The following is a 24525-nucleotide window of genomic DNA, read 5'->3' as shown; positions in this document are numbered from 1 at the left end:
TTTAATATGAGTTCGACTTAAGAAAGGTGTTTTTTATTCTAAGTCTTTATAAGGTCTCAAAAAAACAGGTTTAAAAATACCAATACTAATTATTTTAGCTTTTTCTCTATCAATGTTAGGTTCTGGATTATTTCCGTTACCATTAGATTTACACGGGATATTAGGCTTATCATCAATACTTTTGTTTTTGTCACCACTACTAACAATACTATATTGAAAAAAACATTGTTAAAAGCATTTACGTATTTTTAGCTATTTCGCTTATGTTTATGATACTTGGGTTTATTATATTGTTGTTAAATATTTTTCCCGATTTTATTGGTTTAAATCAAAGGCTTTTTCATATAGGTTGAACAGGTTGGTTTATATACCTAAGCTATAGATTTATTAATCTTGATAAAATAAAAGAATTACAACCAACAGCTTATAAAATCAATTGCTTGTAATACCTAATTGTATGTCCGTTTTATGTCATAAATATATTTTAAAGTGTCATTCTTGAATTTATTTCGGAATCTCATCATTCAGTAAATCAGGTATTTACAATGAGAACCTGAAACAAGTTCAGGTTGATAAACACCTTTTATGACTCATTACGGATAATCAAAAACCTTAATTAATAAACCTTAGCGTTCTATTACTTATAGGCTAAAAATAAATCTAGATGGAAATTAAATACGATACAATAGGAAAAGGCTATAATCTAACCCGAAAAGCAGACAAATATCTAACAAAGCAATTACTTCATCATTTAAAACCAAACAAAAGTGGAATTTTTTTAGACATTGGTTGTGGTACTGGAAACTATACCAACGAGCTTCAAAAAAAAGGGCTTCAATTTATTGGTATCGATCCATCAAATGAGATGTTAGAAAAAGCTAAAATCAAAAACAACGAAGTAGATTGGAAAATAGGTTCAGCAGAAAACATTCAACTTCCAGATAATTTTCTAGACGGAATAATTGCCTCTTTAACAATACATCATTGGACTAATTTAAAAATAGGATTTTCAGAACTAAAAAGAGTCTTAAAACCACATGGAAGAATTGTAATTTTTACATCCACCCCAAAACAAATGAAAGGCTATTGGCTCAATCATTATTTTCCAAAAATATTATCAGATTCGATAATTCAAATTGTAAGCTTGAAAATAGATTTATAAACTTGAATAAACGTAAAATGTTTTTCTTTCAAAAAAACCTAACGATCAAACCATGCGATTTGTAAGGTAAGGTTTTATCTCTCTCTTCTTCTTACTGAAAGAAATAATAAAATTATACTTAAACTTATCGATATGTACTGAAAAAATTTTTGGTCATTAAAAATAGTTAAACCTAGTACTAAAAATAATATGCCAAGAATAAATATGTAGTTTTTTTTCATTAGGGTAAATTTACATCTTCATTTCTTATCAAATATAAAGTGAACTTCATTGAAAATAGATCAAAATCAAACTAGATAAGTACAAAAACCGTATTAAAACCTCTCTTATACATATTTTAAGATTGTTCTCATGATGACCACATATATTAGCCGAAAATAAAATTTAACTATATATTAAAAAAAATTATGAAGACAATTAAGCAATTAACGATTTTATTTCTTTTAACACTTGTAACCCAAACAGGATTTAGTCAAGAAACGGTTAAAACACATACCTTTAAAAAAGGTGAGGTATTAGATATTTTGCTGGTAGAGCGAAAACCAAACATAGAAAAGGAATATAAACGCTACAGAGAAACAGCTTTTGCTGTTGCTATTAAAGAGAGTTTTAAATTACTGCAAGCCTCTGGCACATCTAATCTACAAGGTAATATAGAACCCAATGTATTTATTATTGGAAAATGGGATAATCTTAAAAAACGCGAGTCTTTTTTAGAAGATATTTATAAAGATGTTCCAGATTTTGATGAACAAAGACGTGCTATTTTCTCAATTTTTAATTTAACCTATTATGAAATGCCAAAAGATATTACTTTTAGCATCAATAAAGAAAAATACAATGTGGCTACGGCCTATTGGAAAAAAAACGATAAAGATTTCAATACCTTTTTAAAAGCATACAAAAAGGAATCTAATGCTAGTGGTGGTAAAATTTTGATAGAACTAACCAACGGTAAATCACCATTTAAGTACTATTATAATCCTGATTATTTTGTAATTACAGAATGGAATAGCAAAGCGGAATTTGAAGCGTTTTACAAAAAGAATAATAAAATGAACACTAAAGGTTTAGTAAATGTTAATCAATTTTTGATTAAATAAATAGTCAAATTTAAATCAATATGCAGTCAATCTACAATCAACTCATTTATTTTGCTTTTTTGCAATGTGTACTTTTACTTACGGTATATGTATTTTCTTCAAAACGGAGGAAACTGGTCAATAGATACCTTGTCATTTTAGTTATTGCCATTCTTATAGGATTGATTGGTAAAATACTACACATACAAGGCTATTTTGGTCAAGATTTTAGATTGATTGCTTTTTCAGAACTTGCAGGCTTACTCTTTGGTACCACTATTTACTTATTTACCAAAACATCTTTTTTAGGAAAAGACTATAAGGCGTCAGATTTGGTTCACTACATTCCTGCATTGAGCTATATACTTTTTGTGGTATTTTATTTTGTATTGCCTTCTAATCTTGTTTTGAAAGATCGTATGCTTTCTGGTGAAAGCGATAGAGTTATTTATTTATTTCATGCCATGGCATTAATAGTGAATACAACCTATTTATTTATGAGCTTTAGAGACCTGTTAGTTTTTCGAGACAAATTGAAGAATGAACTTTCATATTCAGTAAAAGACACTTTCTTTTACAATCTACATATTGCTGTGGGTATTTGTTTATTGGTATGGTTTGTTGTTTATATCATTAGTTTGTTTGGTTCTGTAATGATAGAGCGCGATTTTAGAACTATTGTTTGGCTAATCATGTCCTTTATAGCCCTATTTATTGCTTATTATAGTATGATTTCATCAGAAATATATAAGCGAAAGCCCTTAATTGTTGTAAAAAAGTATAATCAATCCAAATTTAATAATGAAGATTTGGACCGATTAAAAACCCAACTTGATACCATTATGCAAAACAAAAAACCCTACCTTAACAATAAACTATTAAAAGCTGAACTATCGCAAATGATGGGTATTTCTAATCCAGAAATGGCTAGATTGCTCAACGAACGCATAGGTATGAATTTTTTTGAATATGTAAATTATTATAGGATTAAGGAATTTATTGAGGTTGCTAACGTTAAAAAAGATGAGTTAACCTTGTTTGGTATCGCCCAAGAAGTAGGCTTTAACTCTAAAGCCACATTTATAAAATCGTTTAAAAATTTAATGGGTTTAACGCCTTCGCAATATTTTAATAATTAAAGGTAACGACTTTTATAAAAAATCGTTACCTTTTTTCTCATTTACATTACGCTTCTTTCTGTTTAAAGCATTGCCCTTTCCGCCAAAACGATACGAAAAACCAATATATACAGTTCTGCTATTCCAGCTAAACGCACCTGTCTGGTTTATAGGTCGGTAACCATCAAATGAAAATTGTTGGGTTTTGAAAATATCATTCATATTTAAACTCAATGTACCTTTTCGATTTGCAAAACTATAACGAGCACCAGCATTAATAAAATAGAATGCTTCAGTTTCAAATTGTAAATTTTTATTTGCACCTCTATATAGTCCAAATAATTGAAATGTTAAATCGCTATTAATATTAAAATTATTGGTCATTTTAATATTGTATAACACATTATCTACTTCAATTTCTTGGTTTTCTGAAACACCTTTTTGAGTTTGTGCATATAGGTCAAAACTGGCATTAAAGTTCCACCAACGCAACGGTTTGTAATTTCCAGATAATTCAAAACCATAAGCTGTATTATCTTCGTAATTATTATAAGAAAACAATATTCTAGAAGGCTGTTGAGGGTCTTGAAATGCGAATCGTGTAATTTCATTAGAAATAGCTCTATAAAAAATGCCACTTGTAATACTTCCTTTATTTAATTTTCTTGTATAATTTGCTTCAATTGAATTTGTAAACTGTGGTTTTAAATTGGGATTACCCACATTTGTTACGCGAGCTGAAGACCAAACTCGTATAGGGTTGATTTGATCTAAACCAGGCCTATCTACCCTTCTGCTAAAACTTATTTGATATGAATTATTTTGAGTTTCGATATCTGGCGTGTATTTTAAGAAGGCTGAAGGATAAATACTAAAAATTTTATCTTTAAACAACTCATCATTAGTATTTACTTGTTTAAATACACCTTTAACATCATAATTTTCGATACGGGCGCCAATTTGGTAATCCCATTTACCTAAACTTTTGCTATAAGTTGTATATAATGAAAAAATATCCCTGTCATAATTATAGTCTGAATTGAAACTATCACTATTTGATGTCGTAAAATTATTGTCAATTTGTTGCAGACGCGCTTCAGCACCCATTTCTAAAGTTGCTTTTTCGGACAACGGATTTATATAATCTAGATTAATAATGGTATTGTTTCTTGTATTATCAATAGCATCCAAATAGATATTGGTACTCATTTCATTCACAACACTAAAATCGGCTAGTTCATCACCATTGTAGCTATTGTAATCTACTTCCAATTCTAAAGTATGATTGTCTTTATTAAAAGTATGCTTATAATCAAAATTATAACTCGCATTTGTATTGCTTCTTTCACTATTGTAACCTTGATTTATAAATTGAGTTTGATTGTTGAACAAAACTCTATTTTTGCTTAAAACATCACTATCAAAAATATTCTGGTTGGTATAAATAGACACGATGTTTTTATCATTTATAAAATAGTCGAAGCCAACTTTAAATAGGTGCGAATCGCTATCGCTTGCCGAATTCCACTTCTCATTTGAATCATCTTGTAGTCTAAAAATTGTTCCAGTAACTCTTCTTTTTCTATGATTAAGCCCATAGCTTCCGTAAATATTAAACTTCTCTGATCTGTAATTAACAGTTGTACTTCCGTTGTACTGAAGATGATCCCAAATAACAAGTCCTGTATTTAGAGATCCGTTAAAACCGGTATTTGTATTTTTATGTAATACAATATTTATGATACCGCTCATACCTTCTGGATTGTATTTCGCAGACGGATTTGTTATCAATTCAATTTTTTTTATCGAGGTTGAAGGAATTTGTTGCAATAATTGATTGGCACTTGCATTGGTAATTTTACCATCAAGTAGCACACGTACGTTGGTATTGCCTCGCAACGATAAATTACCATCTTGATCCATATCTACAGATGGAATATTACCCATAATATCAGCTGCTGAAGCACCTGCGGTTGTTAAATCTTTACCAACATTTATTACTTTTCTATCTATACGTTGTTCAATGGTAGAACGCTCTGCAATAATTTCTACACTTTCTAATTGTTCTGTATCTTCTTCGAGTTCTAGTATGCCCAAATCTGTTACTTCACTACGTATATCTATCTCTTTTTTTACAGTTTTATAGCCAATAAACTGAACTTCTATAAGCACAGTCCCAAATGAAATATTTTCAATTATAAATTGACCTTCATCATTTGTTACACTACCCATTAAAACGTTACCTTCCGTAGTAGTTTTAACAATGACGGTTGCATAACTTATAGGTTCTTTTATTGTTTTATCAATTATTTGGCCTTTAATTATTGCTGTATTGTCATTTGAGTTTTGAGCATTACTAATGTGCACATTACAATAGCCAACAATAATCACAAGAAAAATGTTTTGAATAGTATGTTTCATAATTTTTATATTTTGAAGCAATACTATTCAATAAGTAGCTGGAAACATCTTATAAAATAGTTAACGTAAGTTCATTAACTGTTCTACTACTAAATGGCTACTTTATGGTAAGTTCAACTACGGTATTCATTCCTTATTTACTCACACCTACTAACTATTTTATGTATAAGTTGAAGTGAATTATAAGAAGTAAGTGTAGTTGATGAATTTCAGAAATGGAGTCTATAAAAAATAAAATAATCTGTTCATTACTGAAAGAGATTCCTAAATTTTTCATTTTTAGGTTTTATCCTATTAATTATTTATCTGAAATTTGACTACTATAGTTATTTATTTAAATATAGCCAACCTACTTTTGGCTTGCTGTAATTCTCAAGACTTAACATATAGTAATAGGTACCCACTGGTAGTTTTTTATTTTTACCAATTATAATTTTAACATTAGAAATACCATCCCAAGAATTATCATATCCTTTCTTAAAATATACAAGATTACCCCATCTATTATAGATTTTTAAAATATTGTTAGGATATCGATTGATACAATCAATTTTAAATGTATCGTTGATATTATCTCCATTTGGAGAAAACCCATTATATATGGTTAAACATATAGGATCTACAAAAGCGCTAGCAGAATTATTTGTATTATCTATATCAAATTGATCTATATCCAATAAAGAAGCAATATTTAGGTAATCTCCTTTATCTAATACGCTAGCGTTTATAGTTAAAACTTGGTTATTTCCACTCTCAATAATTGGAATTTCCCATTCTCCAATAATATGATTAAAAACTCCAGAAGTAGCGGTATGCGAAACATATTCGTAACCAGATGGTAATTGCTCGTCTATCACAACACGTGTAGCAGAGCCTATGCCAGTGTTCGTTACAATTATTGTAAATGTTACATTTTCACCTACAATTGGGATTTGGTTATCAACTGTTTTCTGTAATCCTAGGTTAACAGTATCATTATATTCAATAGTTATTAGCGCGTTATCAGATAAGCCAGTACTCACTTCTGTTAATACATAAGTAATAGGTGTAGGATCTGTTGTAAATCTATCTTGCGGATCAAAAGTTACTATTCCTGTTATCGGGTCTATAATCCATATACCCTCTCCCCGTACCACTAATGTGCTTTGTACTCCAAAGGTAGAAGGATCAAGATCTATGATTACTTGAGTAGAAGGGTCAGTGATTGGTGTACTTGTACCGTTAAGAGTATCATTAGTTAACACATTAATTATAGTATTTTCACCAGGTACATTATTAGAGCTGTTATCATCTTCAGCTATTGGTGGTAACATTTCTGTTAGCGAAGCACTATTTGAGATAGTAATACAACTATTATCATTGTGTGAAATAATAACAAAATACTCATTGCCATCTAGCCCTGTAACATCAGCTATATTTAAAGTTGGCGTAGTATAATTTGTATAATTAGCATCAGAACCATCTATTATTATTCCACTTGCTGTAGGATCACCAATATACCATTGATAATTTAGCCCAGCATTTGCATCATTGTCTAATATGGTATAATTTGGTGTTCCAGAAGTATAACTATCTGCTGTTTCTGCAGTAGCGATAACACTAAAGCTTGCAGATTCCCCAGTATTTTCTGTTTGATTACTAGGGGGAGTGGCTACAAAAATTTGTAAAGCATTTGTTTCGTTACCATTTACGTTATTATAACCGCCTAGAGTATTATCTCCCGTTACTTGACCATTGGTATTATAGGTGTAAGGAGCTTCACCTAATATGCCATCTTCGTCAGGATCGTTACCTCCAGATTCTAATACATCAGAACATCCATCTCCATCACTGTCTAAATCTAAATGATTTGGTATCCCATCATTATCTGTGTCGCAGACTAAAAATATGCCAATGGCAAAAGCTTGTCGTTGAAAATTACCTGAATTTATTATATAATTTAACTCTGTTGCATCTTCAGAATAAAAAATTGAGTTACCTCCTGATTGTTCTGTATTTGTAGTCTTGATAGTTTGAGTATTTACCCCAGTCCATTCTCCACCATTATTAAATTGCTCGAGTAGTTGCCAGTTAGATCCGTTTGTTGATACTGACCAATCTTCTAGAGGATTACTATTTGTACTTTCAGAATCTAGTGCTAATAAATCGAGTCTAAAAGGTAAACCATTTTTAATAGCTGAAAAAGTCACTGTAACATTTATAGATGTTGTTGCAAAGTTGCCATAAAATGATTCTTCTGTTCCAGGTGTATTATAAAGGTTATGTAAGTAAGACCCCCCCCGAAGTTTGGAAATCCTCTGTTCCTATTGCTGCTCCTGCTCCTGTTAAAGTAACGTTGGTAAATGTAGCTGTGATAGCTAGTCCATCAGGTAAATTAAATGTTTGACTATCTCCAGTTTGTAGGCCATCATTAAAATCTGTTCCATCCCAGTTAAATATATATAACTGGTCTTGTAAAACTCCTGTTCCAGAGTTAGAATTAGCCAGGATAGGTTGATTGCAGCGCAATTCGTTTATATCTAAAACACCATCATTGTCATTATCTAAATCATCTTGATTTGTTATAAAATCACCATCACAATCTCCAGTTCGTGAAGTATCTGAGCATTGAGCATTAATACTTTTAGCGCCAAAACTAAAATATATAACTAGTATAAAACCTAGTATCATAAACTTTTTTGAATAATATCTTGCATTACCAACTTTGCACCTTTTTTTCATAAATTTTCAAGTGTTGATTTTGATTTCAAATCTTCTGTTTTAGAGCAATTATCTTAAGAATAAGGGATAGCCTTAATTTTACAAAATGATTGATATTGATAATGTAAAACAACTTATAACTTGAATTTCCCAATCATTTTTAAGAATATTTATTTATCTCTTTCATTTGATGCTTATCCAGAAATAATTGACAAGGGCTTTTATCAAATCAATTCAAATTAAATGATAGTCTTAAAACCACAAAAACTTGATAATCATAAAATTACCAAGTTTTTGTATCTATTTAATTTCTTAAAAGGTCGGGGTGGCAGAGTTTGAACTCTACCTCACAATATTTTATATATCAATCAGTTACAATTTTCTAAACACAACTGTTATCCGATTTGTTGACGATACTTAAATGAACCTAAAGTAAAATGCTTTACTTTCTGATGGTGCAAAATGTATAGTTTGTTAACTATTAAAACAACCTATTTAGTAGCAACTTTTATAATATTTCATATTCTAAACAGGATCATAAATTAAGAGTTCTCATATCATATTCTTGCAGGGCAACCCCTCCTTCTCAGTCTGCTATATGAACACCTCTCTGTTACACCAACCGTTCCTCCAAAGCATTCTTCCATTTATAGAATCCTTTTTTATCTTTGTTATAGTCGTGAATGATTTTACTGAAATTTTCACTTTTGGTTTCCAAAAACGATTGACGTCCATTATTGCGAATCCAATTCAATTTCTGATTTATTGATTCCAATTCTTTTTTGAATTTAGTGGATCCTTTGGAAAGGTGCCAAACATAGGTAGCTTCCTTAGTATCTAAAGTTTCTAAAATGATATGATATTTCTGTATGCCTTCCAATAAGAATACAAATGAAAACGGATATAGGACAAACCTGATTTTTAATTTTTCATATTGATGATTCTTTGCTAAGTACAAAAGCTGTCCTTGATGGACATAATTGTTATTTTTCAATAGAACTTCCAACAGGTTGTCTTCCGATCCAAAGAAAGTTCCAAGCGTTTTAGAAACTTCATCTGGATTTTCTTCATTTTTAGGTTTCTGGTTTTTGATAAAGTGCTGTTCAACAAATTGGAATTTTACACTATCCACTATTTCTTTATTAATACGGTCAATGGCTTCTGAAGTAGCAATTTGTGAAACAATTATACCATTTTCAGATCCAACCTGAATGCGAACACGAATCGATTTAGAATTTAAAATTTTTGAGAAATAGGGTTTTAGCACTTCAAATTCAGGTAGCATTTCTTCATTTTCGATTTCAAATTCGTGCGAGGTCTGGTTTGATAATTTATATGAAAAACAGACCATTCCATAATGAAAATCTAAATCATTAATTGCAACTTTTACGACTTTATCAATATTATTATTCAGTTTTGTTGTTGTCTCGACAATTTCTTTAAAATCGTCAAATAACGTCGCTTGACGGTCTAGATTCCGGTAGTATGTATTCCGCTTTAAAAAGAGTTTATTGAGGTACGGAATTTGTTTATCTCGATAATCATAAATAATAGGTGTCAATTCAGAGCGTTGAACTCTACCAATATATTGAATCAGCTTTCCTTTAAACCAAAAAGGATAGACCAAAAACAAACAAGAGGCACTTTGAATATCCACACCTTCTCCAAAGAATTGCCCAGTAGTTATAATGGCTTGATAATTTTCTTGCTCAATACTTTTCCATTTTTCCTTTCGGGAAACGGTGTTGTCTTCACCTGAAATTGGAATAATTTCAAAACGGTTTTTAAGATATTGATATAGTGTTTGAATATGTTCCTTTCGCTCCGTGATTATTACTGCTTTTTTACCATTATTTATTTCATTTTCAATATCGTTTAAAATCAGTTTATTCCTTTCAGAATCGTGGATTAATATTTTAGAGAGCGTTTCAAAATGGTCTGTTTTGGAATTAAATGGAACGTTAAGATTGGTTTCTCTAATTACAACTCTTGTTTTTTTGTAACGCTCTATTTCTTGCGGTTTGATTTCAGAAATGATATTTGCCAAATAAACGAACAAAAGTTTTTCATCATTGTTTTTACGAAAAGGTGTTGCTGTTAGCCCATATTGATAATAGGGAGCGAGTTGATGTATGACTTCCCGAAAAGATTTAGCCGGAATATGGTGGCATTCATCGATAATAACGGTACCAAAGGAAAATGCTAATTTTTTAGTATCATTCTCATCGGATAATTTCTTTGCCAGTGTTTGGATTAATGCCACCGTTATGTGCTTACCAATCTTCATTTCTCCCTGACCAATTTTGCCAATTTCCCTTTTTGGAATACCAAAAAAGTCTTCAATCCTGCTTATCCATTGCTTCGCAATTTGCTTTCGGTGGGTAATGATTAATGCAGGTTGTTGCTTTTGTTCAATAATTTTTAGTCCTACGATAGTTTTTCCCGAACCTGGCGGAGCGACAATAATCCCAAAATCTTTTTTTGATGCTATTTCCACAGGATGAAATTGGTGTTTTAATAATTGGATTGAAGATGAAAACTCCACATTGTCCAACTGTTTTCTTTGGTCTAAAAACCCATAATCAATATGTTCCTGGTTACAGTATCGAATCAGTTTCCCAATAAACCCTTTTGGGATTTCAATAGTGTTTTCGGTTTCATCAATAAGTTTAAAATACCGCTCTGTTTTCCAAGTGCTTCTTCCTGTTTTCTTTTTAATCGCATAATCAGCATTGAAAAAAATTAAGTGCTCTTTAAGGAAGTTAACTATTAGCTCAGTTAAACCGTTTCGATGGATTACTATACTGTTCTTTAAGGCAATATGTAGTTTCCCAGAAGTGGAAACGTTATTTTTTAAGACGTTTTTGCCGTCGCTTTTTTGTTCCGAAAATTCTTCAAAAATTTTATCTAAATGAATAGCAGAAACTTTTTTGATGGTCTTTAAAAATTGCCATTGATTTTGATAAGGAGTAAATGTTTCAGGGTCGATAAAGCAAGAATTACCATTTCTTACGGTTACTCCTTGAAGTGGAAGAGCTATCAGATTTCCAAAACCTTTTCCTGATAAATAATCTTGATTTGGGAACAATCTGTCAAAACTTGTGTTTTTGTCAAATACGGAAAAAATACCCGCTGGCTCAAATAGCTTCAATACAATCTTTCTACTTTTTGTAGCTGGGTATGCCTGTTCAAAAAATATCCATACGTGTCCACCGTTTCCAGAACGGGAACGTTCTAAATAAGCTGGAATCTTATTCCCTTTACAAATTTGAACAGCTTTTTTTGATTGTTTTTGCCAGTCCTTTTTATCAAAATCAGCAGCAATAAACCAAGAGGTATTATCTTTTAAAAGCGGGTAAACCCCAATAAATTGCTTGCCTTTAATATGTTTTGATAATTGATGGTCGTCTAGTTTTAAATAGGTTTTGTCTTTATAATCTTTGAATGCCCCTCCTTTTTGTTTGTGTAGGCGATACATATAGGGGTCGTAATAATAAGCAGGCATATAACCGCTTTTTTCACCCTTTTCCCACCGCAATGCAAATACATCGTCACGCCCTTTGAACAAGGATTTTAAGAGTTGTATTTGTTCTTCGAGTTTCATTTTATTTGTGATGGGAAAATAATTTAATCAAAACAATACGTTCTCCAATGAAGCAAGCATATCTTCATATTTCGCAGGATTACCGTTTTTAAGTTTGATAAGGTTCTGAAGCTTCCATTGAACAGAAGGGAATCTTTCAAAATCATATATGCTCCAATCGGGTATTCCATTGCTAAAACCTATTATGAACTCTTTGTCCTTATCGGTTAAGTTTTGATGAATTACACCTACCAATTCCTTCCGAGTCTTTTCAAAATCTTCATAAGTAAAAGTCTCTGCACTCATCCCTTCAAATTGGTTTACCAAAGTTGCCTTCTGGTCAATAAAATTGGGACGCAACATTTCATTTAAAGGACGGTTGCTACTCGAAAGGCATAATATAAAACCCTTTTTAATGTCGTTGGTAAACCCTTCATTTTGCAACAGGTATTTTACATCGAACAAATCCCTAGGATGTTGGCGGTCTAATGCGGCACAGATTTTTCCGCCGTATAATTGCCCTATGGGAACTACTGGAACAATACAGAAAACATCAAATTCTTCTTGGGCTTTTTTGCATAAGGACAACGTTACCTTTTCATCCATAATTCCTCTATTAATTTGATTCACTTCTATTTTTATCTGTGCTTTTACAGTAGAAATCTGAAGTTTTAAAGTTTCCATTTTCAAGGAAACTACAGCTCTTGGCAGGATTTTTTTAAGTTTTATTTTTATACTGCCAAGGGCATCAATAATATTCTTAAAGGACGTTTTTCTATCTTCTATGGGGATGTAGGTCAAATCAATATCTACAGACAATCTGGGCATATCCCTTACAAATAGATTGATGGCCGTACCTCCGTGCAATGCAAAAACAGGTTCTTTCGCCACTTCCGGTAGCACCTGTAGCAATAGGGAAACTTGGTGCTTATAATTACTCATAATTTTTCAGTGCTTTAGGGATGGTAATTTGGTATTTGGATATATAGACGCCCTCTTTCACTAAGGAACGTTTCCCTTTTCCAAGGTCTATTTTTTCCAATTCTATGTACTTAAACCAATCGTGTTTCGCTTTTTCTGCCATATATAAAAAAAGGCGTTTTACTTTTATAGAAGTGCATTTTTCCAGAAGTTCTTGCACCTTTTTTGGTCGGAGGTTATTAAGCCCTTCCATTATTTCGTAGCATTCGACCAGTTCTTGTTTTTTGGGCACTAAATACAGGCATTCCAATAAGGCTCTTACTGGGTTGGATACCAACAAGCTGAAAGCTCCCTGTTCTAGTACTTGTAGCCCTATTTTGGATGGAAGAAAAGAAGAACCAAAGTAATCGACTTTTAAACCCCAGTCGTAGTTGGAAAACCAAGCAGGTAGTTTTTCTTTACTGCTACCAAATAATACTATTTGTTTTATGGATAGCTCCAGATAATGGGCTTTCCCTAATAAAGATAATGCTGTTTTTCCTCCAAGATGGATATTCAAGTTAGCTTGTCGCTGCAATGAAAACAATGCACCTTGATAGGTAGGTGTATCACCCGTCCGCATCCAAGCACCTCTTCCTATGGAATATATCCAATTGCTCTTCTTATAGCGATTTAACAATTGTGTAGAGAATCCGTTTTCCATTAACCACGAACTCAAATACACAGCTCCCGAAGGCTGGGAATTTAGAAGGTAGTTTATTTTTTGCTCTTTTTCCAAACTAATAGTTTCTGTTTTTAACTTTTTATAAACCCTAAAAATATAAAATAGGTTTATTTTATTTCAAATATACAAACTATTAGTTTGTATATTAAAGTATTTTTAAACAAGTTTTTGATGAAAGTGGATTCTTTTTATATACAAAGTATAGTAATAGAGAGTATTCATACAATATTTCCGAAATATAAACTCGCAAAATATTTCTCGGAAAAAGGACGGCATAAAGCCATCGCTACATCCGGCGCTTATTTATTCCGTTTCCTTCCCACTCCAAAATTTTGTCTTCCGTTTGGGCTGTGCTCAAATATTGTTTAATCTAAAATCATTTAATTATGGAAACAAAAACAAAGTCAAACAGAACTGCAACAAAGAAAAATGCAACCGTTAAAAAGGAAGTTCAAAAAAAGTTAACCGAACAAGCCATCGGGAAAACCGTTATTACAAAAAAGAAGGCAATGGTTGAGAAACTTAGCGTTAACTTGGACGACCGCATCCAAAGGTTTGAAAAATTGAGAGGCCTGGCCATGCAACAGGAACGGTTGGCACAGACGTTAACCGAACTTACCAAGTTCAATTACAATCAAGATGATTCGAGTTCTTTTTATCTTCAGGATTCCCGTAATCTGGAATTCAAGACGACCAAAACGAATTTAATCAAGTTGGTAACAACGCATTTACAGTCCACTTTGGAACAGCGTAAATCCGAGATTGAAGAACAGATTGTACAATTTGAATTTTAATGAAGCTAATGTCTTCAAATGTGAAAGTCTGCTCTTGCGAGCAGGCTTTCTTTTTTTAATCTAAAAATTTAAAACTATGTATTTAGACAAGTTGCAACAAGATGAAATTTTCGTATCCAATGAAATGAAATCGTTAAGATGTATATAAAAAATAGCGGAAGTAATCGCAAACACAAAGGTTTGAGCGTTCTTGGAAAGTCGCAATTTTTTTTATTTGGCTTTAAAAATGAAATAATTAAAACAAAATTAAAAGTTTTGGCTAAGTCCTTAATCGGAAATTAATCGCTTATTTATTCCCGCACTAATCATATACCAAGCCGTTATGCACAAGCAAAAACTACCACTCAATTATTTCTAAATTTTCACTTTTTAAAAAAGCATTCGTTTTCGAAAAATGCTTGTTACCAAACCAATACCCTCGATTGGTACTTAAAGGTGAAGGATACCCAGAAGTTAACACATAGTGTTTCGATGTATTAATCTTCGCTCCCTTTTTCTTGGCATAACCGCCCCATAATAAAAAGACTACATTTTCTTTTTGTTTATGAATATTATGAATTTTGTGAAGCCACTTTTGGGCTAGGTTCATTTTCTATTTTCTTGAATTGATTTCTAAGCTTTTGCATATCATCGCTTACTTTACGTTCAATGACCTTTGTATAAATTTGGGTGGTCGAAATTCTTGAATGGCTCAATAGCTTTGATACCGTTTCAATCGGCATTCCATTGCTCAAAGTAACGGTAGTGGCAAATGTGTGTCTTGCTATATGGAATGTCAGATTCTCTTTTATACCGCAGACATTGGCAATTTCCTTCAAATAAGAGTTTAGTTTTTGGTTGGATATTTTAGGGAACAGCCTGCCCTGGGAGAGAGCCTTATGATTGTTTTTATATTTTTCGATAATGGCCAAGACCTTCGGCAACAACGGTATGCGTATAGGCTTGGTCGTTTTTTCACGCCTATGATAAATCCATAGTTCACCGTCAATACCAATACAAATATTATCCTCTGCTAAATGAATAACATCGATATAACTTAAACTTGTATAGCAACTGAAAACGAACAAATCCCTTACCTGTTGAAGTCTCGCAATGGTCAGTTGCTTGTTTGTCTTTTGCCCTTGCGAAGTCTGCCCAGAACAAAATACAGGAGGTTGTAGATGTTTTCATTTGTTTCGTCTTTTAGTTAACAACAGATTGTTGTCAGACGAAAGCCAAATCACTTATAAAGATACATTTTTTTGACCGAACCAAAAAGGCTATATTAACAATTAGGTCAACACAAATGTTAAAACGGTTTTGTTATCCGATTTGTTGACTGTTGTTGACTGATTAAATCAATTCATTTGATTTTAGAAAAAATAAAAAAAACCTGAAAATCATACGATTAACAGGTTTTTAGTAACAATTGATATGTTAAATTGTCGGGGTGGCAGAATTTGAACTTAACTCACACTACCCTGTATATCAGTAAATTAATTTACTATTTTTCAAATAGGACACCTATTAAGGCACCTTCGACAGCTTTTTAGCTTCCGAACATAGCAAAACTAAACAAATTAAATCAAATAACAAGTAATTTAATCTGTTGAATTTTAGCTTCTATATAAATATTTTGGATGAATAATATTCTGATATTTTCCCTGAAATTAAACTTCATAAACATTCTTCCTAAAATTATTGTTTTTACACATTCTACTACACAATTTTTGAAATTTTACAATAAAATCTTCATGATATTAATTTATTTTAGACACTGAATTTAAATTAAAAACTATGACTAATTACTTGAGCATAACCGCATTATTGATTTCATTAGTATCACTTTATCTTGCTTTTAAAAACAGGAAAACTCGTTTGCAATCATTTTCTTTGGCCAAAGAAACCCATAATAGAAATTCATTCGAAATAATCCATTTAGAGACAAAATCTTTCGAAGAAAGTCATATTATTAAGATGGTAGTTCTAAATCCGAGCTCAACCGCTTTATTGTTGAACTGTATCAAACTATACAGACCAATTGAAAAGAATGACTTTCTTGCTAAACTTTTTGGATTCAATTACTCTTGGAAACCCACCGAAATCAGATGGTGGCCATCAGAAGAAGAGTTTAGTAATGGTGAAAAGTTTTTGGAGGATGAATACGAGAATCTCATTGTCAATAAATTCAAAAACATATTTATCCAAGTTTCTGGAAGAATTCACAGGGCTAATCATAAATTTGAAATCATGACCTCATTTGGCACCATTACACATTACACTTCAATTACTGGTAGTCAGAAGTCATTTAACCTCGATTTCAGGAAACGATACTGATATAATTTTAATTTGTGCGCATTCATTTTAAACCAAAATCTCTGCAAGTTAATCCTTTAAAAATTCTCTTTCATTCCATTGTTCTACACTCTAGGAAAGGGAATTATTATCCATACAATATTACCGAAAGTTAAACTCGTAAAATACTTGCATCAAAAGACTACGGCATAAAGCCCTCGCGCCGCCCCTCACTTATTTATTCCGTTTCCTTTTGAGCCAAGATTTTATCTTCCGTTTGGTTGATGCTCAAAATATTGTTTAATCTAAAATTTGAGTATTATGACAACAAAAGCAAGTACCACAAAGAGAAGAAACAGAACAAAAGTTTCGGCTTCGGCAAAAGAAAATGGAAAGTCCAACGGGCTTGAAATCCAGAATCTACCTATCGGGAAAATAAAGCCTGACCCGAAGCAGCCAAGGAAAACCTATGATGAAAATCAACTGGTTCAACTTTCTGAAAGTATTAAGGAACACGGTGTATTACAACCCATAACTGTAAGGCAATTGAATGGCCACTATGTTATAGTAATGGGTGAACGCCGATACCGTGCCAGTAAATTGGCAAAGAAGAAAACAATTCCGTGCATCGTAAGGGATTACAAAAATGAGGAAGTCTTGGAAGTTCAAATCATCGAGAATCTGCAAAGACAAGATGTTGAGCCTACCGAAGAAGCAGAAGCGATTTCTTATTTAAACAAGAAGCATAGCCCATCTGAAATTGCAAAGCGACTGGGAAGAACAGACAATTTTGTAAGACAACGTTTAAAATTAGCTGGATTGATTGACGGTTTTAAACATTTTGTCCGTAATGGCGAAATGACACTTTCCTTGGCAATAGCCGTAGCGCTTTTTGAACCTGAAGAACAGCAGATGATATTGGAAACTATGGGTGAAAACTTCAGCGCCAACCAAATTAACAGGATGATTCAAGACCGAACTTTTGATTTGAAAAATGCACCGTTTGATATTCTAGATGAGAAATTAGTACCCAAATCTGGTACTTGTGGTAGTTGTCCGTTCAACGCTGCTAATCAAGGCAATTTGTTTGGCGACGGAAAAATGATTTGTACCAAATCAGTCTGTTTTGAAACTAAAAAGTCAAAATCATTTTTAAACTTTATAGAGGCATCGAAGCGAGAAAATGTTCTTCTTATTCCTGAAATTAGAGCTTATTGGCGAGATGATGAAAATAATCAGGCCATTATCTCATTGCTAGAAAGTAAGGGGCTTAAAGTCTATTTGCTGGATGATGTCGAAATCATCGAAAAGCCGTTGAAACCAACAATGGAATCCATAAAGCAAGAATATCGCCACTATGATTATACGAATGATGAATTGAAAGCAGAATTGGATGAAGCTGTCAAAACGTTCAAAGAAGAATTGGAATTATACGAAGAGGCAGAAGCGAATGGATTTTGTAAGGCCATTTTGTTCCATCCCAAATCCTATCAAAAGAAAGAAGCATTTGTAAAGGTAATTGAAGCATCTGCAAAAGGGAAGAATGGTAATTCCGTACCATTCGACAAGAAGAAAATGAGCGATTGTACGCCAGAAGAACAGATAATAAAAATAAATGAACGTGAAACACGAAAGAAACACATTGAAAGCAACAAACAGTTTGAGGAAGTTGTTGAAATGATTCGGGAAACCAATTATATAAACACCAAGAAAACACTATCGGTAGATGAAATGGTTGCCTTTTCTATTTCACTTTATGAAAACAATGTGGGTTATATGGGTAGCGAGAAATACTTTTCTGAACTATTTAAAAACACGTCTAAAATGACTAAAGTGGAAATGGTTAAGGATTTCAAAAAGAACTTTAAGAAAGAGGTGTTTCATAAGTTAATCCGATATATACTGACAAAACAGGTACATTTTGGCGAAAGCAACCACATTAATAATCTCACCAATATTTCATTCTATAATGCAATTCAAGGCTACTACAAATCCAAAATCGCGAGTATTGAAAACGCATATGCTGAAGAGCGAACAAAACGCGAAACACGATTAAAGGAACGCATTACAGCTCTTGAAAAGAAAATCAAAGCAATGAAAAATTAGCTTTTGTTGTTTTTAAGAAGTGTCGGCATTCGTGCCGGCATTTCTTTTTTAGTTCAATTCATTAATAACATTCAAATTTAAAATAGTATGGAAAATTTAAATAAAGTTCAACTCAATTTCGATTTTGAAGTTGAAACCGTAGCACCCAAAAAGAAACCAAAGTCTCGTAAGAAACAACAAGATGATTTTGTATTCAGTTTTATGGATTGTTTGACGAGTCCAATTATAGTGTATAAATCGGCTTGGCAAGATTTAATACCTAAAGACTTGCTTAACAATGTGAGATTATCTCGCCTATTGTGCTCAATGCAACAAGAAGAAATGGCATCATTCACTGAAACACTTGCATATATGATGCCACGAACCTACGAGGCACCAATGCCTATAGAATGGGCAAACATTTACACTTGGCTCTGCTTGCAATATGCTATGAAGTTTAAGAAAGGTAGTCAACTAAAAGCAATGCAAGATGTCGCACCTAAAGAACTCACGAAATATGAAAAGGGAAAGTTAGATAATTTGCGACGTTGGATTTATGAGCAAAGACGCAAAACTCTTAAAGCTTCATTAAAGAAGATTAAAACACCAAAAGTGGAAATCAAAATGGAACAAAGTACTTTATTTAAAGATTGAAGTTATAGTAATAAAATAGTTTCCATAAATTGAAATATTAGTTCAAAGGGAAACTATACTTTCAATCCCTTTCAGCACATTTCCCTACATTTCGTTGCTCTTCATTTCGGAAAAAGAGCTTCACTACAAAAGTCTTGGACACTATCCACAATTTTAACCCTACATTCCATTAATCCTTTCCCCTGCGCTAGAAAGGAACATTACATTCCAGGCCAAAATCGTGAATAGCGTCCGCTTAATCGGAATTTCAATTTTCATTTAGTATCACTTCCTGATAGGTTGTTATTCTTCATACTACATTTTTGCTTTACGCCCGAACCGCCAGCCTAATCCCTTTTTTGCCAGCAAATCACCAACATTTATGCTTAAACGGACTGCATAATCAGACTCGTACCTCGCTCTTTTTATAAGTCCTTAATAAGCCTAAATATTGAAACCGTGAGGCAACAAAAAAGGTAACAGCTGACGGCTCTATGGGAAGTAAATCAAAAACACGAATTATGAAATCATATCAAAATATCCAAAAAGGAAGTGACACTAAAAAACAAAAAAGGAAAACGCTTCTGGATATAATAAGTAAATCAATGTTTAATTTTTTAAATCTTTAAGTTATGAGTACGATTAGAAACAAAGTACAGTTAATTGGAAACGTAGGTAGAACACCTGAAACAACAGAATTGGAAAGCGGAAAGAAAGTAACCCGTTTTTCATTGGCGACAAATGAGTATTACAAGAACTCCAAAGGCGAGAAAGTGCAAAGCACACAATGGCATACAATAGTGGCTTGGGGCAAAACTGCCGAGATTATCGACAAATACGCCGATAAGGGCAAGGAAATCGCTATCGAGGGAAAACTCAATTCTCGTTCTTACGAGGATAAAGAGGGTGTTAAAAAGTATGTAACCGAAGTAGTAGCAAGTGAAATACTATTATTAGGAAGCAAATCTACTGGCAAAGTTGCCTAGTTGACAAAAATAAAGAGGGCCTTACCGTCGAAAAGTCTTGCCCTCTTTTTTCATCATTAAATTTAGATAACAATGAGAGACAAAGTTAAAGAAATTAGAGAGGGATTGCAACATTTTCACGGTTCGGAAATGTTGTATCAAATTCCATTGATACGCACGCGGTTTACTAACGGACTGAAATATCTGGCGAGTATGGCTGAATGTTTTTGGCTTATTACTGATACTTCGGTAATAGCAAAAAGCCTAATGAACAGAAGCCATTTTATCACTATCGATTTTAAACGGTTGGCAGATGAAAGAAAGGAAAGTGAGGGTTATGAAGCGGAAATTGTTTACAGTGACGGAAACGGTAGAGTATTTGAAACCCATAAATACAACGTCACCGATTTTCCATTGGACGAGCTGCGTTTGTTCTTTGTGGACAATACTTTGATGCTACCCAGTGAGTACTAAAACAAACCAAAAAGGCTCAAATTAAATGTTGAGTCTTTTTGATAATTTCAGCGCATCTATTCGTATATTTATGGTGTAATATTCCTGCATCCTTTTAGGTTGTTATTTATAATTTTTGACTTTCACAGACAGCCTAAAAATTCCAAATTATTTGAAGTTTAGCAACAGACTTTAGCAGTCTCGTTGTTCGGATTTTTGTCACGCGAGCGTGACGAAAGGGAGAAGCAAGAGGGTGGCACGCTCATGCGATGCCTCTGATACAGTTTGCTTCGCAAACCTTTGTGTTCACAGGGTTTTTATAACATTGAGGATGAAAAAGAATATCAACGATTGGGTCAAATCCTCTGTAAACCCTTATAAACATTGAAAAAAAATGACCCAATTGAGCAGTTAACAACAAAAAATGGACAATTTTTATACCATACGATTCAAACGCAACACAGCTAAAAGATTTAAGAATTTTTCCAAAAAAGTGTCGAAATCATATTCTGAGACGATGGAACTTATTATCAACTTTTTTGAGTGGCATGGGTTTACACCCTCCGACAGATTCGGTAAAAGTATCGTACAGGAGATCATCAAAAACCGAAAACGTACCGATGCCTCCATTGCCATTATCAAGAGCATTGAAAAAGACCAGACCAAACCCACCAATGCCATGCTGCTATCACTCTTTGAAGAAAATGCTTTGCAGGATGAAAATGAGGCTCTGCAGTTGGTTGAACGAAAATTCTTGGAAGATGCAGTACCAGAAAAAAAACAAACGGTTGAAACCACAATACCCAAAATCCGCTATGAACGGTTGGCCGATAAAATGGATTCGGTAAAAGAGGATTTTAAGTATGTACTGGATAAGGTGAAAATTGTAAAAAGTAGTTTCGGTAAAAGGTATTTAAAACTGGAAATCACCGAAAACGAATTTGAGAAGATAAAACGAAGACTTAATAATTTATAACGATGTATATAGGTATTACAGCACAGCAAATGGGCATCAATTACAAAGGCAGTGTCCGTGACCTGGTGAACTATCTGGAAAAGGAAAACGAGGAAAAAGAACTCGAACTCCAAGAGCATTTTTTTAATCAATATAATGACAGCATTGACCGAGAAGAAGTCATTTCGGGAATTGATGGCAACACTTATAAGCTGAAAAAAGATGACCCAAAGTTTTATTCCCTTGTGGTCAGTCCAAGTCCACGAGAGCTCAAGCATATCAGTAACGACCCCAAAAAGTTACGGCACTATACCCGGGAACTAATGAGAGATTATGCCGATTCGTTTTACAGAGATAAAGCAGTTACTGTAGATGATATTAAATACTATGCAAAAATTGAATACGAACGTTTCTATTCGGAAAAGGATAAAAAAATCAAAGAGAACCAACCTTATGCCACTAAAATATTGGAACTTAAAAATAACATTCAGAAAATAGAACAAGGCGAACTAAAGGGAAACACCAAAAAAATAGAAAAAGAAATTACCCAGTTGGAGAAAGAAGCCCCACATTGGCAAAACGGCAAACGTATCGTTGTTGGGATGCAAAAAGAAGGTTATCAGGGGCATATCCATATCATCGTCAGTCGGATGGACTATTCCAATACCTGTAGTCTTTCCCCAAGAGCAAAGAACAAGGTATGTGAAACTATATTAAATGGTAAAAAAGTAAAGCAGGGATTTGACCGTGATAAGTTCCGTAAAGCGGCAGAAAAAAGATTTGACAAAACCTTTGGTTTTAACCGCAATTTTGTAGAGAGCTATCGGGCAAGGAAACTGTTCCTTAAAGACCCAAAACAGTTTTTTGCCATTCTAGTAGGATTGCCCACTAGTGAAAAACAAGTTGCGTTTAAATTACTGCATAAAGCAGGAGTGCATATCCCTACCATCCCCACCAATAAGGCGCAATTGGCATTTAAAGCCTTTATGAAACTTAAAAAGGGCGTTCAAAGGGCAATGAACTCCGGTTCCATAGGTATATAAATTTTACAGATAATTAAGAACAATGAATATGGACAAATTGAATCATTTGATAATTTATTTTGGGATAGGATGCCTGTTTTCTTTTCTTATCATCAGGTATATCCGCTTTGGGTTTTTGGTTGTGTTGTTATGTATAGTGGCATTGACCTGTTTCTTGTACCATTATTTTGCTTCACAAACTTTTTTGAAAATAATGCTTTATGGTAATGTCCCCTATCTTTTCTGTAACATTCTTTTGTACGTATTTTTTGAAAAAAAGGAAGCAAAGAAACAAACCGATGAAAGATATAGAGCTGTTCTAAAAACAAAAGGCTCAAAGCTAAGGCTGGACAATATCCGCAGGGGAGTTTCCATTATTGGGTCGGCTGGCAGTGGCAAAACCGAAAGCGTGGTCTATCATTTTTTAGAACATTTTGGAAAATATAATTTTTGCGGGGTATTGCACGATTACAAGAATTTTGAGATTACGGAAATGGCATATCCAATTTTCCAAGAAAGCAATACCGATTTTTATATCGTATCCTTTGACCCCATTTATAACAGGGTAAATCCCATAGCCCCAAGATACCTACCTGATGAGGAAAGCGTTTATGAGATTTCAAGAGTGCTTTTGGAAAATCTATTGGAACTCAGGGAATCGGATAATAACAGTACCTCACGGTTTTTTAAGGATGCTGTGGAGGGATTGATTGGCGGATTGATTTGGAGGTTAAAAACGGATTATAAGGAGTATTGTACCATCCCACATTTAATCGCTTTGTATCAATATTTGGAGACCAAAGAACTCATTGCATTTTTAAAGGCGGATTTAACGGCCAAGGCGATGGCGGATGCCTTTATTAGTGGCACAGGTTCGGACAAGCAAACAGCAGGGGTTAAAAGTACCTTGGCCAATGCCTTTAAAAAGATCAGTACCAAAAGGATATTTTACGTGCTCTCGGCTGATGATATGCCGCTAAATGTCAACAGCCCTGAAAATCCGGCAGTAATTTCCATAGTGAACAATCCTAAAAAAGACAGTTCGCTATCTCCTGTTATAGCAACAATTATGCATACCATTACCAAACAAATGAGCGAAAGGAACCAAAAACCTTCTTTTGTTTTGTTGGAAGAAGCTTCGACAATTAGACTCTTAAATATGCACCGTATTCCGGCAACACTCAGAAGTTATGATATCGTAACTTTATATGTGCTACAAGATAAAATACAAAACGATATGATGTACGGTGATAAAGCCAGTAAGGCTATTTTAAGCAATTTGTCCTATCAGTTCTTTGGGAAAGCTAATGATCCTGATACAGCCAAGTATTATGAACGTTTTTTTGAAATCGTCAAGAAACCGACCAAGAGCATCAGCAAAAGTAGTGGACTGAGTTGGGAACGGCGTATCACCAAAGGTGAAAAAGAAGTTGCAAAAACAAGGGCTGATACTTTTTATGGGTTAAAACAAGGGGAATTTATCGTATTTGCCGATGGTAAGGATAAAAAAGTACACTTCAGACCACCCAAAATAAAACGGAACTTGCCAGCGTTTAAAAAAATTGTCGAAAGTGATTTAGAGAAGAATTTTATCCAAATTCATAATGATATAAGATCTATTTTTAAATGAATA

The 24525-nt window shown here is 33.2% G+C and carries 19 protein-coding genes and 1 pseudogene; 12 read left to right on the top strand and 8 right to left on the bottom strand.

All coding sequences use genetic code 11. The features are described 5' to 3' along the window. Positions 1-664 precede the first annotated feature (664 nt). From AC1EUY_RS14410 to AC1EUY_RS14400, 3 genes are all read left to right on the top strand, one after another. Positions 665-1162 carry a class I SAM-dependent methyltransferase gene (locus AC1EUY_RS14410; protein WP_480196249.1) on the top strand — a complete coding sequence of 166 codons (498 nt, stop codon included), beginning with the start codon at positions 665-667 and terminating at the stop codon, positions 1160-1162. A gap of 407 nt (positions 1163-1569) precedes the next feature. After that, positions 1570-2265, top strand: coding sequence for a hypothetical protein (locus AC1EUY_RS14405; protein ID WP_480196248.1), 696 nt, complete (start codon positions 1570-1572; stop codon positions 2263-2265). 20 nt (positions 2266-2285) lie between these two features. Next, positions 2286-3383: a helix-turn-helix domain-containing protein gene (locus tag AC1EUY_RS14400; protein WP_480196247.1), complete on the top strand. Its 1098-nt coding sequence runs from the start codon at positions 2286-2288 to the stop codon at positions 3381-3383. 12 nt (positions 3384-3395) lie between these two features. On the opposite strand, the gene AC1EUY_RS14395 is transcribed toward AC1EUY_RS14400, so the two are convergent. From AC1EUY_RS14395 to AC1EUY_RS14370, 6 genes are all read right to left on the bottom strand, one after another. After that, complete coding sequence (locus tag AC1EUY_RS14395) at positions 3396-5783, bottom strand: TonB-dependent receptor (RefSeq protein WP_480196246.1); 2388 nt, start codon at positions 5781-5783, stop codon at positions 3396-3398. Positions 5784-6109: 326 nt separating this feature from the next. Continuing rightward, positions 6110-8077, bottom strand: a complete 1968-nt coding sequence (locus AC1EUY_RS14390; RefSeq protein ID WP_480196251.1) for a CshA/CshB family fibrillar adhesin-related protein — start codon at positions 8075-8077, stop codon at positions 6110-6112. Next, positions 8043-8504, bottom strand: coding sequence for a hypothetical protein (locus AC1EUY_RS14385; protein WP_480196245.1), 462 nt, complete (start codon positions 8502-8504; stop codon positions 8043-8045). Before AC1EUY_RS14385 ends, AC1EUY_RS14390 begins: the two co-directional genes overlap by 35 nt. Before the next feature lie 592 nt (positions 8505-9096). Continuing rightward, entirely contained in the window at positions 9097-12087 is a 2991-nt protein-coding gene (locus tag AC1EUY_RS14380) for a TOTE conflict system archaeo-eukaryotic primase domain-containing protein (protein ID WP_480196244.1), read from the bottom strand. 27 nt (positions 12088-12114) lie between these two features. Continuing rightward, the gene (locus AC1EUY_RS14375) at positions 12115-13008 is read right to left on the bottom strand and encodes a nucleotidyl transferase AbiEii/AbiGii toxin family protein (protein WP_480196243.1); all 894 of its coding nucleotides are present in this window, start codon (positions 13006-13008) and stop codon (positions 12115-12117) included. After that, positions 13001-13765 carry a type IV toxin-antitoxin system AbiEi family antitoxin domain-containing protein gene (locus tag AC1EUY_RS14370; protein WP_480196242.1) on the bottom strand — a complete coding sequence of 255 codons (765 nt, stop codon included), beginning with the start codon at positions 13763-13765 and terminating at the stop codon, positions 13001-13003. Before AC1EUY_RS14370 ends, AC1EUY_RS14375 begins: the two co-directional genes overlap by 8 nt. Before the next feature lie 332 nt (positions 13766-14097). Between AC1EUY_RS14370 and AC1EUY_RS14365 the strand changes: the two genes are divergently transcribed. Then, the gene (locus AC1EUY_RS14365) at positions 14098-14505 is read left to right on the top strand and encodes a hypothetical protein (protein WP_480196241.1); all 408 of its coding nucleotides are present in this window, start codon (positions 14098-14100) and stop codon (positions 14503-14505) included. A 337-nt stretch (positions 14506-14842) separates the two neighbouring features. On the opposite strand, the pseudogene AC1EUY_RS14360 reads toward AC1EUY_RS14365, so the two are convergent. Both AC1EUY_RS14360 and AC1EUY_RS14355 read right to left on the bottom strand, forming a co-directional pair. Further along, a pseudogene (locus tag AC1EUY_RS14360) lies at positions 14843-15064 on the bottom strand (uracil-DNA glycosylase); the annotation flags it as partial. Beyond that, entirely contained in the window at positions 15057-15572 is a 516-nt protein-coding gene (locus tag AC1EUY_RS14355) for a site-specific integrase (RefSeq protein ID WP_480196240.1), read from the bottom strand. The gene AC1EUY_RS14355 and the pseudogene AC1EUY_RS14360, both read right to left, overlap by 8 nt. Positions 15573-16281: 709 nt before the next feature. On the opposite strand from AC1EUY_RS14355, the gene AC1EUY_RS14350 reads away from it, so the two are divergent. From AC1EUY_RS14350 to AC1EUY_RS14315, 8 genes are all read left to right on the top strand, one after another. Next, entirely contained in the window at positions 16282-16821 is a 540-nt protein-coding gene (locus AC1EUY_RS14350; RefSeq protein WP_480196239.1) for a hypothetical protein, read from the top strand. A gap of 279 nt (positions 16822-17100) precedes the next feature. Then, positions 17101-18885: a ParB/RepB/Spo0J family partition protein gene (locus tag AC1EUY_RS14345; protein WP_480196250.1), complete on the top strand. Its 1785-nt coding sequence runs from the start codon at positions 17101-17103 to the stop codon at positions 18883-18885. 87 nt (positions 18886-18972) lie between these two features. Next, the gene (locus tag AC1EUY_RS14340) at positions 18973-19518 is read left to right on the top strand and encodes a hypothetical protein (protein WP_480196238.1); all 546 of its coding nucleotides are present in this window, start codon (positions 18973-18975) and stop codon (positions 19516-19518) included. Between the two features lie 611 nt (positions 19519-20129). Further along, positions 20130-20483: a single-stranded DNA-binding protein gene (locus AC1EUY_RS14335; protein WP_480196237.1), complete on the top strand. Its 354-nt coding sequence runs from the start codon at positions 20130-20132 to the stop codon at positions 20481-20483. 72 nt (positions 20484-20555) lie between these two features. Next, positions 20556-20936, top strand: coding sequence for a DUF6876 family protein (locus AC1EUY_RS14330; protein ID WP_480196236.1), 381 nt, complete (start codon positions 20556-20558; stop codon positions 20934-20936). Between the two features lie 403 nt (positions 20937-21339). Next, positions 21340-21891, top strand: a complete 552-nt coding sequence (locus AC1EUY_RS14325) for a BfmA/BtgA family mobilization protein (protein ID WP_480196235.1) — start codon at positions 21340-21342, stop codon at positions 21889-21891. A gap of 2 nt (positions 21892-21893) precedes the next feature. Further along, positions 21894-22913 (top strand): MobB family relaxase, encoded by a 1020-nt coding sequence (gene mobB, locus AC1EUY_RS14320; protein ID WP_480196234.1) that lies wholly within the window; start codon positions 21894-21896, stop codon positions 22911-22913. 22 nt (positions 22914-22935) lie between these two features. After that, positions 22936-24522 (top strand): type IV secretory system conjugative DNA transfer family protein, encoded by a 1587-nt coding sequence (locus AC1EUY_RS14315; RefSeq protein WP_480196233.1) that lies wholly within the window; start codon positions 22936-22938, stop codon positions 24520-24522. The last annotated feature ends 3 nt before the right edge of the window (positions 24523-24525 follow it).

The organism is Maritimimonas sp. 2210JD6-3 (assembly GCF_056591795.1).
Note: the sequence above shows the minus strand (reverse complement) of the source record. Positions and strands in the feature narration are given on the sequence as shown.

Coding starts and splice junctions, on each gene's coding strand:
- AC1EUY_RS14410 (WP_480196249.1), top strand. CDS start 665: ATGGAAATTAAATACGATACAATAGGAAAAGGCTATAATCTAACCCGA.
- AC1EUY_RS14405 (WP_480196248.1), top strand. CDS start 1,570: ATGAAGACAATTAAGCAATTAACGATTTTATTTCTTTTAACACTTGTA.
- AC1EUY_RS14400 (WP_480196247.1), top strand. CDS start 2,286: ATGCAGTCAATCTACAATCAACTCATTTATTTTGCTTTTTTGCAATGT.
- AC1EUY_RS14395 (WP_480196246.1), bottom strand. CDS start 5,783: ATGAAACATACTATTCAAAACATTTTTCTTGTGATTATTGTTGGCTAT.
- AC1EUY_RS14385 (WP_480196245.1), bottom strand. CDS start 8,504: ATGAAAAAAAGGTGCAAAGTTGGTAATGCAAGATATTATTCAAAAAAG.
- AC1EUY_RS14380 (WP_480196244.1), bottom strand. CDS start 12,087: ATGAAACTCGAAGAACAAATACAACTCTTAAAATCCTTGTTCAAAGGG.
- AC1EUY_RS14375 (WP_480196243.1), bottom strand. CDS start 13,008: ATGAGTAATTATAAGCACCAAGTTTCCCTATTGCTACAGGTGCTACCG.
- AC1EUY_RS14365 (WP_480196241.1), top strand. CDS start 14,098: ATGGAAACAAAAACAAAGTCAAACAGAACTGCAACAAAGAAAAATGCA.
- AC1EUY_RS14350 (WP_480196239.1), top strand. CDS start 16,282: ATGACTAATTACTTGAGCATAACCGCATTATTGATTTCATTAGTATCA.
- AC1EUY_RS14345 (WP_480196250.1), top strand. CDS start 17,101: ATGACAACAAAAGCAAGTACCACAAAGAGAAGAAACAGAACAAAAGTT.
- AC1EUY_RS14340 (WP_480196238.1), top strand. CDS start 18,973: ATGGAAAATTTAAATAAAGTTCAACTCAATTTCGATTTTGAAGTTGAA.
- AC1EUY_RS14335 (WP_480196237.1), top strand. CDS start 20,130: ATGAGTACGATTAGAAACAAAGTACAGTTAATTGGAAACGTAGGTAGA.
- AC1EUY_RS14330 (WP_480196236.1), top strand. CDS start 20,556: ATGAGAGACAAAGTTAAAGAAATTAGAGAGGGATTGCAACATTTTCAC.
- AC1EUY_RS14325 (WP_480196235.1), top strand. CDS start 21,340: ATGGACAATTTTTATACCATACGATTCAAACGCAACACAGCTAAAAGA.
- mobB (WP_480196234.1), top strand. CDS start 21,894: ATGTATATAGGTATTACAGCACAGCAAATGGGCATCAATTACAAAGGC.
- AC1EUY_RS14315 (WP_480196233.1), top strand. CDS start 22,936: ATGAATATGGACAAATTGAATCATTTGATAATTTATTTTGGGATAGGA.